Consider the following 16,631-nt stretch of genomic DNA (forward strand, 5'->3'; position numbering starts at 1 on the left):
AAATTAAACCCGCTCGGCAACCCAGCCCTGTACGCTGGCTAACGCGGCGGGCAATGCTACCACATCCGTGCCGCCGCCTTGTGCCATGTCCGGGCGACCGCCGCCTTTGCCACCCAGTTGCGCAGCCACAAAGCCCAGCAAATCACCGGCTTTGACTTTGGCGGTTTCGTCTTTGGTGACACCTGCCACCAGACTGACTTTACCGTCCGCTACCGTGGCGAGAATCACCACCGCTTTGCCCAGTTTGTTTTTCAACTGGTCAACGGTGTCGCGCAAGGATTTGGGATCAGCCCCTTCCAGATGTGCTGCGAGGACGCGCATTCCGCCCACTTCCACCGCTTGATCGGCAAGGTTGGAACCGGCTTGGGAAGCCATTTTGCCTTTAAGCTGCTCCAGTTCCTTTTCGATAGCGCGGCTTTTTTGCAGCATCGCATCGAGCTTGTCCGTCACTTCCACTGGATTGGATTTGAGCAAACGTGCCACATTATCCAAACGGCTGGTCACTTCCGCAAGCCATGCCAGCGCATTCGCGCCAGTCACAGCTTCGATACGACGCACCCCGGCGGCAACCCCGCCTTCGCTGACGATTTTAAACAAGCCAATGTCGCCAGTACGGTTAACGTGACAACCGCCGCATAATTCCGTGGAGAAACCGATTTTCAAAACACGCACTTCATCGCCGTACTTTTCGCCGAACAATGCCATTGCACCGGCTTGCTTAGCAGCTTCCATGTTCATGACTTGCGCAGAAGTCGCAGCATTGGCACGAATTTCACGGTTGACGATGGCTTCTACCTCCGCAATTTGCTCGGCGGAAACCGGGTCAGGCTGCGAGAAGTCAAAGCGCAAACGGTCGGGTGTCACCAATGAGCCTTTTTGCTCAACGTGCGTACCCAACACTTGGCGCAGTGCGGCGTGCATCAAATGCGTGGCGGAATGGTTGAGAATGATGGCTTGACGGCGTTCGGCATCCACTTCGGCGGCAACGTTTGCACCGACGGACAAGATGCCGGATTCTAGCGTGCCGATATGAATAAACGTTGCGCCCTGCTTGCGGGTGTCAGTAACGCGGAATACCGCATCACCCGTGTGCAACACGCCAGTATCGCCCACCTGACCACCGGATTCGGCATAGAATGGGGTGTGATCCAGCACGATACGCCCTTCATCACCGGCTTGCAGGCTCGTCACCGCGTCGCTACCACGGTTACTGAGCGTAGCCGAAGTACGGAATAACGCGGTAATGGTGGACGTTTCCGCCAATTGCTCGTAACCGTGGAATGCCGTTGCGCCACTCACATCCAGCTTGTCGCCGTAATCCGCGCCGAATTTACCGGCAGCGCGGGCGCGTTCGCGTTGCGCATTCATTGCCGCTTCAAACCCGGTTTCGTCCAGCTTGAGATTGCGTTCGCGGGCAATATCACCCGTCAAGTCCACCGGAAAACCGTAAGTGTCGTACAACTTGAACACGGTTTCGCCGTCAATGGTGTCGCCGGACATGCCCGCAATCGCCTCTTCCAGAATCTTCATGCCCTGTTCGAGGGTTTCGGCAAAGCGGCGTTCTTCTTTTTCCAACGCCTGTTCGACCAATGGCTGGGCAGCGGCAAGTTCAGGGTAAGCTTTGCCCATTTGATCCACCAAGGGCTGTACCAGCTTGTGGAAAAACGGTGCTTCCATGCCCAGTTTGTAACCGTGACGGATAGCACGGCGAATAATCCGGCGCAATACATAACCACGCCCTTCATTCGACGGCAACACCCCATCCACAATCAGGAAAGAGCAAGAACGGATGTGGTCAGCAATGACCTTCAATGATGGGCTATTCGGATCGGCATTTTTCGCCAGCTCCGTACCTTTTTTGAGCAGCGTTTGGAATAAGTCGATTTCGTAGTTGCTGTGAACGCCTTGCATCACCGCCGCCAGACGCTCCATGCCCATACCGGTATCAACGGAAGGCTTCGGCAGCGGACGCATTTCGCCATCCTTGGTGCGCTCGTACTGCATGAACACCAAGTTCCAAATCTCGATGTAACGGTCGCCATCTTCTTCAGGCGTTCCCGGTGGCCCGCCCCAAATATGTTCGCCGTGATCGTAGAAAATTTCGGTGCAAGGCCCGCACGGCCCGGTATCACCCATCTGCCAGAAATTGTCGGAAGCGTAACGTGCTCCCTTATTATCGCCGATGCGGGTAATGCGATCAGTTGGCACACCGATTTGCTGCGCCCAAATGTTATAGGCTTCGTCGTCTTCCGCGTAGACCGTCACCCACAGCTTGCCTTTGGGCAATTTCAGCACTTCGGTGAGGAATTCCCACGCATACTGAATCGCATCGTGTTTGAAATAATCGCCAAAACTGAAGTTGCCGAGCATTTCAAAAAAAGTGTGATGCCGTGCGGTGTAACCGACGTTTTCCAAGTCATTGTGCTTGCCACCTGCCCGCACACAGCGCTGCGAAGTCGTCGCACGGTTGTAGGCGCGTTTATCCTCGCCCAAAAACACGTCCTTGAATTGCACCATGCCTGCGTTGGTGAACAGCAAGGTCGGGTCATTGCCCGGTATCAACGAGCTGGACGGGAGGATTTCATGGCCTTTGCTGGCGAAAAAATCGAGAAAATGTTGTCTGAGTTCAGCAGTATTCATTGGAAAGCAGCTTTAATCGCATCGGTATAAAAACCGCGCCCGGCAAGAAATCGAGATTGCCGGGCGCGTTCCTTGTAATCAGCCGGGATTTCCCCGCCAAATTTCTTGATCCGTTGTTCACAGGCCAGATCGTGCCAGTCGACATCGGCTTCTGCCAATGCCTGAGCCGCCGTGGTGTCATCCACGCCATGCTCACGTAATTCATAGTTAATCCGCTGCGGGCCACGCCCCCGCGAGATTGACGAACGGACAAAAGCAGCCGCGTAACGGGCATCATTCAGATAACCCAGCGACTGCAATTTATCCAAGAGCGCGTTCAGGCTGATAGTATCGCACTCGCAACGCTGACGCACTTTTTGCGCAAGTTCTTGGCGGGAATGCTCACGCTGCGCCAACAAGCGCACCGCTACCGTTTCGCATTCCCGCCCATTAGCCATTGTTAACTATTACACCACGTCGTCAAGACCGGCATCGCTGTCGGCTTCTTCGGTAACAGTGGCAGCAAAACCGGGCGCATTCATGCAAGCTTCGCGGATAGCTTTTTCAATTTCAGCCGCCGCAGCCGGATGCTCTTTCAGGTAATTGCGGGCATTGTCCTTGCCTTGACCGATTTTGTCGCCTTTGTAGCTGTACCATGCGCCAGCTTTGCCGACCAGCCCTTGCTTGACACCGAGGTCAACCAATTCGCCTTCGCGGGAAATACCTTCGCCATACAGAATTTCAAATTCGGCTTGTTTAAACGGTGGCGCAACCTTGTTCTTGACCACTTTGACGCGAGTTTCAGAGCCGGTAATTTCCTCGCCCTTCTTAATCGCACCAATGCGGCGAATATCGAGACGCACGGAAGCGTAGAATTTCAGCGCGTTACCGCCCGTAGTCGTTTCTGGGTTGCCGAACATCACACCGATTTTCATCCGAATCTGGTTGATGAAAATAACCAATGTGTTGGAACGCTTGATATTGCCGGTAAGTTTGCGCAGGGCTTGTGACATTAACCGTGCTTGCAAGCCGACGTGGGAATCGCCCATATCGCCTTCGATTTCCGCTTTGGGGGTCAACGCTGCTACCGAGTCGACCACCACGATGTCGACCGCATTGGAACGCACCAGCATATCGGCGATTTCCAAGGCTTGTTCGCCATTGTCTGGCTGGGAAACCAGCAAGTCATCGACGTTAACGCCGATTTTTTGCGCGTAAATCGGGTCAAGCGCGTGTTCCGCATCAATGAACGCCGCTGTGCCGCCCATTTTTTGGCATTCGGCGATCACTTGCAGCGTCAGGGTAGTTTTACCGGAAGATTCCGGGCCGTAAATTTCGACGACACGTCCTTTGGGCAGACCGCCGATACCAAGGGCAATGTCCAGCCCCAGAGAGCCGGTGGAAATCACGTCGATGTCACGGGCAGCACTGGAGTCGCCCATGCGCATCACAGTGCCTTTGCCAAACTGACGTTCAATCTGGCCTAGGGCGGCGGCGAGGGCTTTCTTTTTGTTCTCGTCCATGCGGACACTCCTTTTAAGGGTAAATTCTGTGTGGGTGGTATGAAAGCGGGGATTATTTCATAACGAGTCGCTGCAAGCCAATGCCGAAAGATGAACGTCGGGCATTTATGGTATAATCAGCGGCTTGAAGCAGCAGCAAACCGCCTCATCACTCGATCGGGAGAACAGCCTATGTCAGTTGCCTATCAATTAGACACACAACAGCGTTACACCTATCAGGATCACCTGCGTTGGCCTGATGAAGTGCGTTATGTGGTGCAACCTGACATCAGCGTGATTTGTGATGGCAACAAAATCCATGACAAAGGGTGCAAAGGTGCGCCCGACTGGATTATCGAAGTGCTGTCGCCTTCCACTGCCTCCAAAGACCTGATCCATAAGTTGCGGTTGTATGAACGCTACGGGGGGCGGGAATATTGGGTGGTGCATCCGATAGACAGGGTGGTGATGATGTGGCAGTTGTGCGCCGATAGCGGGCGTTATGGCACGGTGCTGATCGAAGAAACGCAGGGTACGCAAACGTCTGCGCTGTTTCCCGATTTTTTGCTGGAATGGGATGTGCTGTTTCCTCCGCCAGAACCGCCGATTTATATGAAAGAGCCACCGCCGGGGGTTTATTATTCGCGACCGTAGGCTTTTTTACGCCACCGCCATCCCCACAAACCCGCGCACATCCTCCAGCAACTGCTCCAGCAAACTTGTGGGTAACTCCAGTGCCTGCGCCAGCGCGATTGAACGCATCACTAAAGCCGCTTCCTCGTGTGCCAGCCAGCCGTTTGGTACGGCTTCGGCATACACCCACACACCCGCCTGTGACGCTTTGGGCGCACGCTCCAGATTGCCCCGTGCTGCTGCGGTATTCAACACCGTCTCCAGCAGCAATTCCAGCGGCACATTGGTCATGCCCTGCTCCAACAGCAATTCAGCCGCACGAAACTTTTCTTGTGCCTTCAACAGCAAACGCGGCACGGGTGGCTCCTCTGCTTCCACCGTTGTTGCCGAATCATAATACGGCTGGGCATCTTTCAACGGGGAAGCAGCCCCCAACCGTTGCAAACTGCGCAAGGTACGCGGGTCAAGCAAAGCCACCGGAATGTCACCACCCAGTTGCGCCGCTTGCTGGTCGTCAGCATCGGATACCTGATCAAGTACCACCAACAAGCCACCGCCACTGCCAAGAATCCGTTCCACCCGCAGCCCAAAATGCCGCTGGATAGCGAGGATGCAGGTGCGCAAGCTGTCTTCCACCGCTGCACCCGTATCATCTTCACCCACATCACGCCGGATAGCAGGCGACACAGCGGTATCCGTGACAGCAACTTCCGGCATTTCCAACGCGACTGCCTCTGCCGTTTCCGGCATCACCTCGGCGCATTCCTCCGCTGGTGCGGCTTCCCCGGCAAGCTCATCCGACAGCACTTCCAGCAGCTTGCGACTGACACCAACCACATCTTCGTTGGCATCTGGGTCGATCACATTGTCGAACAAGTGACGTTTGCCTTTGACCAGTGAAGTCACCCGCTCTTCATAGGAATCGCTTGCTACCATCAGGATAATCTGCACGCTTTGCTTCTGCCCCAAACGATGGATTCGGGCAATGCGCTGATCCAGCACCGCTGGATTCCAAGGCATATCGAGGTTAATAAGTACCGCTGCATTTTGCAGGTTCAAACCCGTGCCACCTGCATCGGTGGAAATGAACACTTGGATAGCGTCATCATCATGGAACTTATCCATCAATTCACCACGCTTGTCGGTCGGCACACCACCATGCAGGCGCACACAACCCACGCCCATGCGACGCAAACGCTGCTCCACCATTTCAGTCATCAATGCCCACTGCGAAAACACCACCGCCTTGAGACCGGATTGGACACACAATTCTTGGATAAGATTTTCTAGCTCATCCAGCTTGGGCGAACCTTCGGTTTCCTTGTCCACCAGCCCGGCTGCGTTGCAGGCCATGCGTGCCTGTTGCAGGGCAGACATAAAACGATTTTGTTCGCTGGGGGTAAGTGGGCGGCGTTTCATCAGCCGTGCAAGCTGACCGGCAGCCTGTACCGCCGCATCGTGCAAGCCGCGTTGCGCATCGGTCATCGCCACATCCAGCCGCTGTTCGATACGGCGCGGCAACTGGTCACTGACTAGCCGCCGGTCACGCCGCAGCATCACCGAAGCAAGCCGTTGACGCAAAGCAGAAAGGTTACGGTAGCCCAACACCTTGCCGCGCTCGTCAGTGATGTGGAAATCGGCAAAATAACGCCACAATGGCCCCAACACATGCGGGTCAACCACCTGCATCAGGCTGTAAAGGTCTTCGAGGCGATTTTCCAGCGGCGTACCGGACAGCACAAAAGCGTAGCGTGATTCCACCCGTTTGACCGCCGTGGCGATTTTGGTCTGCCAGTTCTTGATACGTTGCGCCTCATCCAGAATCAACAAATCACGCAACACTAGTTCGTAGTTGAGGATGTAAAAGCCATCGCCACGCCGGTATTGCACACTGCGAGCTTCCGGCCCACCCTGCACAATCTGCACAGGCAACCCAGCAAACTTCTCGATTTCCCGCGCCCATTGCTGTTTGAGGGAGGCAGGGCAAACCACCAGCACCTTTTTCGCCTGCGCGGTGCGGTACAGCCAACCGGCGGCAGCAATCGCCTGCAAAGTTTTACCCAAACCGCATGTCATCCGCCAGCAAGGCACGTCCATTAGCGGCAAGAAATGCCACTCCGGCAACCTGATACGGGTACAGTTTGGCTTTGATTCCCGGCAAATGCCCGCTGGAAGCTTCAATCTGGGCACGAATATCTTGGGCCCGTAGCTGCTGACTGGCACGTTCGGCAAGACGGCGGGCATAGCCTTGTGCATCTTCGCCCACATCAAGGTCAACACGATCTTGCACAACAGCGGCAAAGCGGAAAAAACCGTCCGGCAATGGCTGTTTGAAAAGCCCTGCCTCATCAAAATACCCGACACACAAACTGCGCAAACCCTCATCCATTTCGGAAGTACGCTGCAAGGTGATCACGGGTGGCTGCGGCGCATCCCAATTGAGGTAAACGTAAGACAATGGCGCGGACTGCTTTTTCAGCTTGCTGTAATCACGGCGTTTACTGATTTTGTGCAACACACCCTCGATGTGCTTGCACGTCCCCAACTGGTTGGTGGCGAAATCGGGGCAGGTGCAATGGTTACTGCGCTGGGTAAGGGAGCGGATATTGACCCGGTAGCTGTGGGTAAAATGCTTGTCAGTGGTGATCGAACCGGCTTTCCATGCACCGAACCAGACAGTATCGCCAACTGGCTCGACTTTGACTTCGGTACGCCCACGTTTGACCCGCCATTCGATCGCCGTTTCTGTCGCTCCCAAGAGTGCCTGTTCGCCGCTATGGCTGGCGTGGGCGTAGAGCGCGGCAATCACATGGGCGCAAACGTGTTGGGTGTCAGCACCGCAGGCACATTGGATGTGCATTTCACCGTCAGCATCAAACCACACTTCGTTGCCGAAAAGCTCGCCATTGGCATCTTCCACCTCCGCCCACAGATGGGACTCCTCCTGGCTTACCCCGGTAACACGGTTTTCCTTAAACCAAGCCAAGCCTTGGCGCACGGTATCGGCGGCGGCGAGGGCGTGGAGTTGTTCGCTGTCAAACAAGAAAAGTTCGCGAGGGCTGCTCATGGTGGGACATCTTCCTTGGCTGGGGATCTGGTTGGGTAAAGCGTAGCCGTGCCGTTACAGATACGCAAGCCTCAAACCTACCAATAAAAAATTGTCGACAATCCCCCTATAAACTGGTTATTGTGACACACCTGATAAACACCCTAGCCCACACAAGCGGAATCCCTGAACCATGCAAAATCTGGCGCAAAAACCAACACACTCAACTGACCCTGTGCTGCTGCAAACTAACGTCACAACTGCATTGCTGCTGTGGCAACAATTCATCGCCCGGTTTCTGGTGGCAACCAGTCAAAACGCGCAGAGTGCCCAGCAAAGTGACAACAGCTTCAACACAGCACTGACCAAATGGGGCATAAACCTGTTCCTGCACCCCAATGCTGTCATGCAAGCCAATATGGAACTCCTCCAAACCCAAACCAAGCTGTGGCAACACACCACCGCACGCCTGTTCGGATTCCGGCATCTATCGCCGGAGATACCGGCAATCACCGACAAACGCTTCAAACACCCCGCTTGGCAAGAACACCAGTTCACCGAAGTCCTGCTTCAGTCTTACCTCAATCTGTCGACATATTGGCGGACACTGGCGCAAACCGCCAACGGCTTGTCAGAAGAGGATGCGAAAAAAGCCGAGTTCTTCATCAACAGCATGATTGATGCACTCGCACCGAACAATTACTCGCACACCAACCCGCAAGTCTGGCAAACCATTCTCGACACCAATGGTGAAAACCTCGTCAAAGGAATGCGCAACCTGCTGGATGATTTCCAAGATGGTCAATTGCGGGTACGCATGACCGATATGAAAGCGTTTGAATTGGGGCGCGATATTGCCACCACACCTGGCAAAGTCGTGTTCAAAAACGAACTGCTGGAACTGCTCCAATACACGCCGACTACCGCCAAAGTTCACCAACGCCCGGTCTTGATCGTACCACCCTGGATCAACAAGTATTACATCCTCGACCTGCGCGAAAAGAACTCGTTTGTGAAATGGGCAGTCGACCAAGGCAACACCGTCTTCATGATTTCGTGGGTCAACCCTGACAGCCAGCACCGTGATTTAAACTTTGAAGACTACATGCAGGCAGCGATTGCGGCGATGGATGCGGTTGAAGCGGCGACCGGCGAACGTGACCTGAACCTGATCGGTTACTGTTTAGGCGGTACGCTGACAGCAGCGACCCTTGCTCATCTGAAAGCCAAAGGTGATGACCGAGTAAAAAGTGCTACCTTCTTCACCACCCTGCTAGACTTTGCCGAACCCGGTGAAATCGGCGTATTCCTGAGTGAACAACAAGTCGGTTCACTGGAACAGCGCATGGATAAAAATGGCTACCTCGATGGCAAGGACATGGGCACGGCTTTCAATATGCTCCGCGCCAATGACCTGATCTGGTCGTTCTTTGTAAACTTGTATTTGCTCGGCAATGACCCGATGCCTTTCGACCTGCTGTATTGGAACTCAGACAGCACGCGGATGCCAGCGGCAATGCACAGCTATTACCTGCGCAATATGTACCTGAACAACTGCCTGAGCCAAGCGAATTGCCTCACGCTCTCCGGTACGCCGATTGATTTGCGTACCATCGACACCCCAGCTTACTTTGTTTCCACCCACGACGACCATATTGCGCCTTGGCGCAGCACCTATACAGGCGCGAAACTGTTCGCAGGTCCAGTACGCTTTGTATTAGGGCAATCCGGTCACATTGCAGGCATTGTCAACCCCGCCGCCGCCAACAAATACGGCCACTGGGTCAATGAAACCCTAGACGACAATGCGGATGATTGGCTGTTTGATGCCACCAAAGTGGATTTGTCTTGGTGGCATGATTGGAATCGCTGGGTAGCAACGTTCTCCAGCGAAGAAGTCGATGCGCGTATTCCCGGTGCAGGCAAACTGGAAGTACTGGGTGATGCACCCGGCACTTACGTGCGCCAGAAAATCTAATCCGCGAGCATCTGCAATACGCCTTGTAGCGCGTATTGCACCGCCTGATAGCGTACCGCTTCCCGATCACCGTCAAAGTATTGGGTGGCGGTACGCACTTTTCCATCCTGCGCTGCCCAGCCGAAACAGACCATGCCCACCGGTTTGGTGGTTGTGCCGCCACCGGGTCCGGCAATGCCACTGACAGATACCGCCACTTGCGCCCGCGAATGCAGTAACGCACCGGTTGCCATTGCAGCAGTCACGGCTTCGCTCACCGCACCGTACTCAGCCAAGGTTGCCGCTGGCACACCCAGCATATCTTGCTTGGCTTCATTACTGTAGGTGACAAAACCGCGCTCAAACCACGCCGAACTGCCCGTCAGGTCGGTACACAGCTTGGCAATCCAACCGCCCGTGCAAGATTCTGCGGTTGTCATCATCCAGCCTTTGGCTTGCAATCCTGCTGCCACTTGCGCAAGCAACGCTGCCATTAACGCAATACTGTGCGCGGGGTAGCATCCAGCGACATCAACGACTGCACGGAGGTTTCAACGCGCTCACTCAAACGCTGAATCAAATCCTTTTCTGTCGTAAAATCAACCATTTCCTCGGCTTTTATCAACTCGCGTGCAACGTAAGCATCGCTGCCCAAGCCATCAATCAAGCCAAGTTTAACGGCATCCTCACCCGTCCAGAACAAACCAGAGAAAATATCCGGATTGTTTTGCAAACGCTCACCACGCCCCTCTTTCACCACATTGATGAACTGCTGGTGAGTCGTAGTTAACATATTGTTGACGTGCGCCACCTGTGTTTCGTTTTCAGGCAAAAATGGATCAAGCATCCCTTTATTCGCCCCCGCAGTGTACAAACGGCGCTCAACCCCCAGCTTTTCCATCAGCTCAACCGCACCGAAGTTATCCATGCGCACCCCAATAGAACCGACGATACTGGCTTTGTCCGCATAAATTTCATCGGCTGCCACGGCAATGTAATAGCCACCGGATGCGCATAAATCAGACACGACCGCATAGACAGGAATGTCCTTATATTTCGCTTTCAAACGTTTGATTTCATCATTAATAATGCCCGACTGTACCGGACTACCACCGGGGCTATTAATGCGCAAAATCACGCCTTTGGTCTTTTCATGCTCGAACGCTTCCTTCAGCGCCGGGATAACCAATTCACCGCTGGCTTCCGCGCCCTCCATAATCACGCCGTTAATGTCGACCACTGCCGTGATTTTGTCAGCCACCGCCAATTTACTATCCGATGCGCCGCTACCGATCAGGGCAATCAAAGCAATCAGCAAGTACGCCACAAAAAATAGCTTGAAAAATATCCCCCAACGCCGCGCACGGCGCTGCTCTTTGATGGACTCCATTGCCACCTCTTTGAGGGCTTGCAGTGCTTGTGTATTTTCTTCGTTCATTCTGTAACCTTTTGTTTTTGTAACCAATCAGGGATATGTGCTACATTGTCGACATGCCCACGCGGCTGAGCTTGCCGTAACCGTGCCAAATCATGCACGCCATAACTGACCGCCAGTGAATCCATCCCGATAGCCAATGCCATGTGCAAATCGTATTCGCTGTCACCGATCATCAAGGCATCATGCGGCGCTGCATCATAGTCTGTCAAAATCTCTTCCAGCATTTGAGGATGCGGCTTGGAACGGGTTTCATCCGCACAGCGTGTAATCGGAAACAGTTCGCGCAACCCAGTTTCATCTAAAACCTTATCCAAACCACGTCGTGATTTTCCCGTCGCCACCGCCAAGTCGTAACCTTGTGCGGCGAGTGTGTACAATGTTTCACGCGCTCCGGCAAACAATTCGCTACCATGCGTGGTGCGCACCAAAAATTCCTGGCGATATTCATCCGCAATCGTCCGAATCAAGCTGGCAGGTTCGTCAGGGTATAAGACTCGAATCGCCTCATCCAAGCCCAAGCCGATAATATGGCGAATCTCCTGATCAGTGCGCGGTTCTGCCCCCACCAACTGAATCGCATTGCGCATACACCGGGTAATATGCGCCGCTGAATCCATCAGCGTGCCATCCCAATCAAAAATCAATAGGGAATAAGGCTTCATTCGGTACGCTCAACTGCGTTAATTTTTATATTGATCAATACATCTTTTAAATCATCAGGTAACGGTGCTTCCACCACATAACGCCGCCCGGTGGCTCGCAAGGTAAAATCCACGCTGGCAGAATGCAAAAACAAACGTTTTAAGCCCATTTCACGAAACTTGCGATTCAAGGCGAAATCACCATAACGGTCATCACCCAAAATTGGATGTCCCAAATTTTGCAATTGCACGCGGATTTGGTGCATCCGCCCGGTCAGAATTTGTGCTTCCAGCAACGATGCGCCGTGCAAATTTTTCAGCGACGAGAAAATCGTTTCCGATACTTTGCCTTCACCCTCGTCCACGCGCTGCACTTTCTGACGGGTGCCTTCCTCCTGACTCAAATCCATCGTTACGTGTTGGCGACCGTGTTTCCAACGCCCGGCAACCAAGGCTTTGTAACGCTTGTCGATCTTGCCGTCACGAAACAAACCGTGCAATTCGGTCAACGCTTGGCGCGATTTCGCCAGAATCACCACGCCGCTGGTGTCGCGGTCAATGCGATGCGCCAATTCCACATACGGTAAATTTTCGCGTAACTGGCGAAATGCTTCAATCAAGCCCAGTTTATAGCCGCTACCGCTATGTACCGGCAAACCGGATGGCTTATTGATAAAAATCAGTTGCTCATCTTCGTGTAACACGGCATCTGCCAACACTGCCAGCAAGGATTCGGATGCCAGTGCGGGCTTATCCGGCGGATTCACCTCGGTTTCCAACTTGATCGGGGGAATCCGAATAATTTCACCTAATTCAAGCTTTTTTTCCGGCTTTACCCGTTTTTTATCAACACGCACCTCGCCCTTGCGCACAATCCGATATAAGGCGCTTTTGGGCAGTTGCTTCAAATGCCTAATCAGGAAATTATCGATGCGTTGCCCGACTTCGTTTTCAGTAACTGTGTAATATTCGACTGCCATAGTAAAAAAACATACCAACTAAATTTAAATGCAAATTGAATATAATTAACCGAATTGATATATTCGCAACAGGCAAACGTTAAGGTGCAAACCTGACACAATGGGTTCGATCAAATCAGAACACGATGATATGACCCATGCCTGATTGATTCAATCACAAATTCTAGCGGTCAGTACATTCCCCCAGAATTTGTGCTGGGGTAAACAGGATAACAAGCATCCTTACCCCGATAACTCAACGCCTGTTATGCAGTTTAAAAAGTAAGCAAACAGGTGTGACATTAACAGCAGAACTTGTTGCTGATGTCTGTTGCAAGAATGCGCCAGCGGTTTACAATTTTCATGCGCCCTTATGAGGCAGTTCCATGACCCGTAACAACCGAACGATTCTTTCTGAAGGTAGGTCCGATTAAGGTTAATCCATAGCTTGGCGAAGAGAACATTTCTAACGCTTTGATAGTAAACGAAATAAACTAATCGACTCCACCTGAAACAAACAGGTAACAGGTGCTGCATAACCAAGGCTTATGTAGTACATGAAACGTATTTTAATTAATGCAACCCAACCCGAAGAAATTCGCGTTGCCATGGTTGATGGGCAACGCCTATACGACCTCGACATCGAACACTCCCTACGCGCTCAGAAAAAGGCCAATATTTACAAAGGGGTAATTACCCGCGTCGAACCCAGCTTAGAAGCAGTTTTTGTTAACTATGGCGCACAACGCCACGGTTTCCTCTCCTTCCGCGAAGTTGCGCCCGAATTTTACAATCCGAATGCCAAGTACACCGGGCGTCCTAACGTCAAAGACGTGATGCGCGAAGGCATGGAAATTCTGGTGCAAGTCGATAAGGAAGAGCGTGGCAACAAGGGCGCAGCTCTGACCACCTACCTCAGCCTTGCCGGGCGTTATTTGGTGTTGATGCCCAATAACCCTAAGGCTGGTGGGGTTTCTCGGCGTATTGAAGGTGATGACCGCCAGCAAATCAAGCAAACCCTGAGCGAATTAGACATTCCTGACAGCATGGGCGTGATCGTGCGCACCGCCGGTATCGAGCGCGATGCCGAAGAACTCTCATGGGATTTGGACTACCTCAAAACCTTGTGGAATGCCATCCAACAAGCCTACAGCCAGCACAAAGGCCCGACGCTGCTGTATCAGGAAAGCAATGTCATTATCCGCGCCTTGCGTGATTATTTCCGCCGTGACATCGGTGAAATTGTTATCGACAATGACAAGGTATTCAACCAAGCGCGTGATTTCATGCAGGCAGTCATGCCGCACAATATCCGCAAGCTCAAGCTTTACACCGACGGCACACCGCTATTCAGCCGCTTTCAGGTGGAAAACCAGATCGAAACGGCGTATCAGCGCACCGTTGCCCTGCCGTCTGGCGGTGCTATCGTCATTGACCATACCGAAGCGCTGATTTCCATCGACATCAACTCGGCACGTGCCACCAAAGGGCATGACATCGAAGAAACCGCGCTCAATACCAACCTCGAAGCGGCTGACGAAATTGCGCGTCAATTGCGCTTGCGTGACTTGGGCGGCTTGGTGGTGATTGACTTTATCGACATGCTGCCCAGCAAACACCAACGCGAAGTCGAAAAACGCTTGCGTGATGCCATGAAACTTGACCGTGCGCGGGTACAAGTCGGGCGCATTTCCCGCTTTGGCTTGCTGGAAATGTCACGTCAACGCTTACGCCCCTCACTGGGCGAATCCAGCCAGATCGTTTGCCCACGTTGCACCGGTCAAGGTCACATCCGCAGCACCGACTCGATGGCGCTTTCCATCTTGCGCTTGGTCGAAGAAGAAGCCATGAAGGAAATGACCGGCAAAGTCATTGCCCGCCTACCAGTTTCCGTTGCGACCTTCTTGCTGAACGAAAAGCGCCAAGCGATCACCGACATTCAACAGCGCCGCAATGTGGATTTGACCATTATTCCCAACCCGTACATGGAAACGCCGCATTACGACATCAGCCGTATCCGTAATGACAACCTCGAAGACGAGGAAACCCAAAGCAGTTACCAATACATCCCAGCGCCGCCAGCCGCTGAAGAAACGGTTCGGCAAGATGCTAACCAGCAGCAAGCCCCTGCGGAAGCGGCTGTCACCAATGTCATGCCCAGCACACCTGCCCCACAAAGTGTGCGCAACCAGCCAAGCGAAACAAAAGTCACGGCAGCAACGCCAGTGATACCAACCGTTACGCCCATCAAAGGCCCTGGGTTAATGCGGCGTATTTTCAGCAGCCTGTTTGGTAGCAGCCCTAGCGTCGACCAAGCGGCTGAAGCGGCTGAAAGCCAAACAGAAGCTGCCGCGCCCGCAGTCACCCAGCGCAATGACCAACCACAGCGTGACCGTCGCAACAACGAACGTGGCGGCGAACGCAACGACCAGCGCAACCGTAACCGCAGCAATGGCAAAAGCGAAACCGCAGGTGATGCCGAACGCCCAGGCAACGACGACACCCGCAACCGCAATGCTCAGGAAAATCGCCAGAATCGCCAAAATCGCCCCAGCGAACGCGGTAACGAGCGCAATAACGAGCGCAATAACGAGCGCAATGCCGAACCACGGAACAATGAACGCGGTACAGAACGCACTGCCGAACCACGCGGCAACGAACGCAGCAACGAACGCAGCAACGAACGTTCCCCGGATCGCAACAACGGCAACGAACGTAATAACGACCGCCGTAATAACCGCAATCGTAACGAACGTGAGGAAGCCGCAGGTGACAACAACCGTCGCCCGCCACACGAACCACGCCAGCCGCGTGTACAAGCTCAGGAGGCACCAACAGTAGCCACACCGGTCGATGAGCAAGTGCCGGTAGAAATCGTACTGCCTGCGACACCACGCGAAACACGCGATGGCAACCGTGAACACGGTCAAGCGCAACACTCCCGCCGTGACCGTTCACGGCGTGAATCACGCAACCGCAACGCGGCAACGCCTGAACTTACCGCGCAAGACCAAGACACTGGCACAGCCCTCATGGATGATGCCGCACCTGCAAAACCGCAGCAGCCGCGTCAAGCAGCCGCCAGCGATAGCGCAGCGGAAACACCACTCGCAGAGGTTGTCATCACTGCCGCACGTACATTGGCACCACCGCCAACAGCAGATGCCAACAGCGACACCGATGACTTAAGCGACGCGCCAGACTCTGAAGAAGGTGATGATGCGCCGGAAGAAACAGCAGGCAATCAAGCTCGCGGCCCCCGTGAACGCCGTGGCAGAACACGTCGCCCCCGTGGCAATCAAAACCGCCAGCAACGCCCGCCGCGCCCAGCAGGAGCCGAGATCGAACAAGTGTTCGCCCCGGAAAACATGGAACCGTTCATCATCGATCTGACCGCCACGCAGCCCATGCATCAACCGCGTTACGAGCGTCAACCTGCAAAAGCAGAGGTCAAACCGGAACCTGTCCCTGCACCCTTGGTGATCGTGGAAACTGTATCCGTACCAGAACCAGTGCAAATGCCAGAACCCGTCGTGGTGAAAACCGCACCGGAACCAGCACCAGAAACGATCGTGGTGAAAACTGCACCGGAACCAGTGCCAGAACCAATCGTGGTGAAAGCTGCGCCTCAACCAGTACCTGAGCCAGTCCCCGAACCACAACCAATCATTGTGGAAACCGCGCCTCAACCAGAACAGGAACAGAAACCAGAAGCTGCTCCTGTCATGGCAGAAGCAAGCGCACCGGAAGAACCTGCGCCTGCAATTGAACCACCGAAAGCACCACCCCCCATGAAAAAACGCCCTTCATGGATGCACACTGACCCGGAATAACGC

General features: G+C 53.8%; 12 protein-coding genes. 3 read left to right on the top strand and 9 right to left on the bottom strand.

Going from position 1 to position 16,631, the window contains the following annotated elements; translation table 11 throughout:
- Window positions 1-3: 3 nt before the first annotated feature.
- Genes alaS through recA form a run of 3 tightly spaced genes read right to left on the bottom strand, consistent with a single transcriptional unit; the run spans window position 4 to window position 4,142 of the window.
- Complete coding sequence (alaS, locus tag L2Y54_RS15225; RefSeq protein ID WP_236497271.1) at window positions 4-2,640, bottom strand: alanine--tRNA ligase; 2,637 nt, start codon at window positions 2,638-2,640, stop codon at window positions 4-6.
- Window positions 2,637-3,077: a regulatory protein RecX gene (locus tag L2Y54_RS15230; RefSeq protein WP_236497273.1), complete on the bottom strand. Its 441-nt coding sequence runs from the start codon at window positions 3,075-3,077 to the stop codon at window positions 2,637-2,639. The genes alaS and L2Y54_RS15230 overlap by 4 nt, the downstream gene beginning before the upstream one ends.
- Before the next feature lie 9 nt (window positions 3,078-3,086).
- Window positions 3,087-4,142 carry a recombinase RecA gene (gene recA / locus L2Y54_RS15235; protein WP_236497274.1) on the bottom strand — a complete coding sequence of 352 codons (1,056 nt, stop codon included), beginning with the start codon at window positions 4,140-4,142 and terminating at the stop codon, window positions 3,087-3,089.
- Window positions 4,143-4,313: 171 nt separating this feature from the next.
- Between recA and L2Y54_RS15240 the strand changes: the two genes are divergently transcribed.
- The gene (locus L2Y54_RS15240) at window positions 4,314-4,775 is read left to right on the top strand and encodes a Uma2 family endonuclease (RefSeq protein WP_236497276.1); all 462 of its coding nucleotides are present in this window, start codon (window positions 4,314-4,316) and stop codon (window positions 4,773-4,775) included.
- A 6-nt stretch (window positions 4,776-4,781) separates the two neighbouring features.
- On the opposite strand, the gene L2Y54_RS15245 is transcribed toward L2Y54_RS15240, so the two are convergent.
- Together L2Y54_RS15245 and L2Y54_RS15250 are read right to left on the bottom strand one after the other, a co-directional pair.
- On the bottom strand, window positions 4,782-6,851 hold the full coding sequence (locus L2Y54_RS15245) for a DEAD/DEAH box helicase (RefSeq protein ID WP_236502044.1): 2,070 nt from the start codon (window positions 6,849-6,851) through the stop codon (window positions 4,782-4,784).
- The gene (locus L2Y54_RS15250) at window positions 6,811-7,821 is read right to left on the bottom strand and encodes an SWIM zinc finger family protein (protein WP_236497277.1); all 1,011 of its coding nucleotides are present in this window, start codon (window positions 7,819-7,821) and stop codon (window positions 6,811-6,813) included. The genes L2Y54_RS15245 and L2Y54_RS15250 overlap by 41 nt, the downstream gene beginning before the upstream one ends.
- A gap of 172 nt (window positions 7,822-7,993) precedes the next feature.
- Here L2Y54_RS15250 and L2Y54_RS15255 point away from each other — a divergent pair, with 172 nt between their 5' ends.
- Window positions 7,994-9,778, top strand: a complete 1,785-nt coding sequence (locus L2Y54_RS15255; RefSeq protein ID WP_236497279.1) for a PHA/PHB synthase family protein — start codon at window positions 7,994-7,996, stop codon at window positions 9,776-9,778.
- On the opposite strand, the gene pncC is transcribed toward L2Y54_RS15255, so the two are convergent.
- Genes pncC through L2Y54_RS15275 form a run of 4 tightly spaced genes read right to left on the bottom strand, consistent with a single transcriptional unit; the run spans window position 9,775 to window position 12,816 of the window.
- Window positions 9,775-10,251 (bottom strand): nicotinamide-nucleotide amidase, encoded by a 477-nt coding sequence (pncC, locus tag L2Y54_RS15260; RefSeq protein WP_236497281.1) that lies wholly within the window; start codon window positions 10,249-10,251, stop codon window positions 9,775-9,777. The genes L2Y54_RS15255 and pncC overlap by 4 nt on opposite strands.
- Entirely contained in the window at window positions 10,251-11,195 is a 945-nt protein-coding gene (locus L2Y54_RS15265; RefSeq protein ID WP_236497283.1) for a S49 family peptidase, read from the bottom strand. The genes pncC and L2Y54_RS15265 overlap by 1 nt, the downstream gene beginning before the upstream one ends.
- Window positions 11,192-11,857 (bottom strand): HAD family hydrolase, encoded by a 666-nt coding sequence (locus L2Y54_RS15270; protein ID WP_236497284.1) that lies wholly within the window; start codon window positions 11,855-11,857, stop codon window positions 11,192-11,194. The genes L2Y54_RS15265 and L2Y54_RS15270 overlap by 4 nt, the downstream gene beginning before the upstream one ends.
- The gene (locus tag L2Y54_RS15275) at window positions 11,854-12,816 is read right to left on the bottom strand and encodes an RluA family pseudouridine synthase (protein ID WP_236497286.1); all 963 of its coding nucleotides are present in this window, start codon (window positions 12,814-12,816) and stop codon (window positions 11,854-11,856) included. The genes L2Y54_RS15270 and L2Y54_RS15275 overlap by 4 nt, the downstream gene beginning before the upstream one ends.
- A 536-nt stretch (window positions 12,817-13,352) precedes the next feature.
- Here L2Y54_RS15275 and L2Y54_RS15280 point away from each other — a divergent pair.
- On the top strand, window positions 13,353-16,628 hold the full coding sequence (locus L2Y54_RS15280) for an Rne/Rng family ribonuclease (protein WP_236497288.1): 3,276 nt from the start codon (window positions 13,353-13,355) through the stop codon (window positions 16,626-16,628).
- Window positions 16,629-16,631 lie beyond the last annotated feature (3 nt).

It is taken from the genome of Thiothrix winogradskyi (genome assembly GCF_021650935.1).
Classification (GTDB): Bacteria; Pseudomonadota; Gammaproteobacteria; order Thiotrichales; family Thiotrichaceae; genus Thiothrix; species Thiothrix winogradskyi.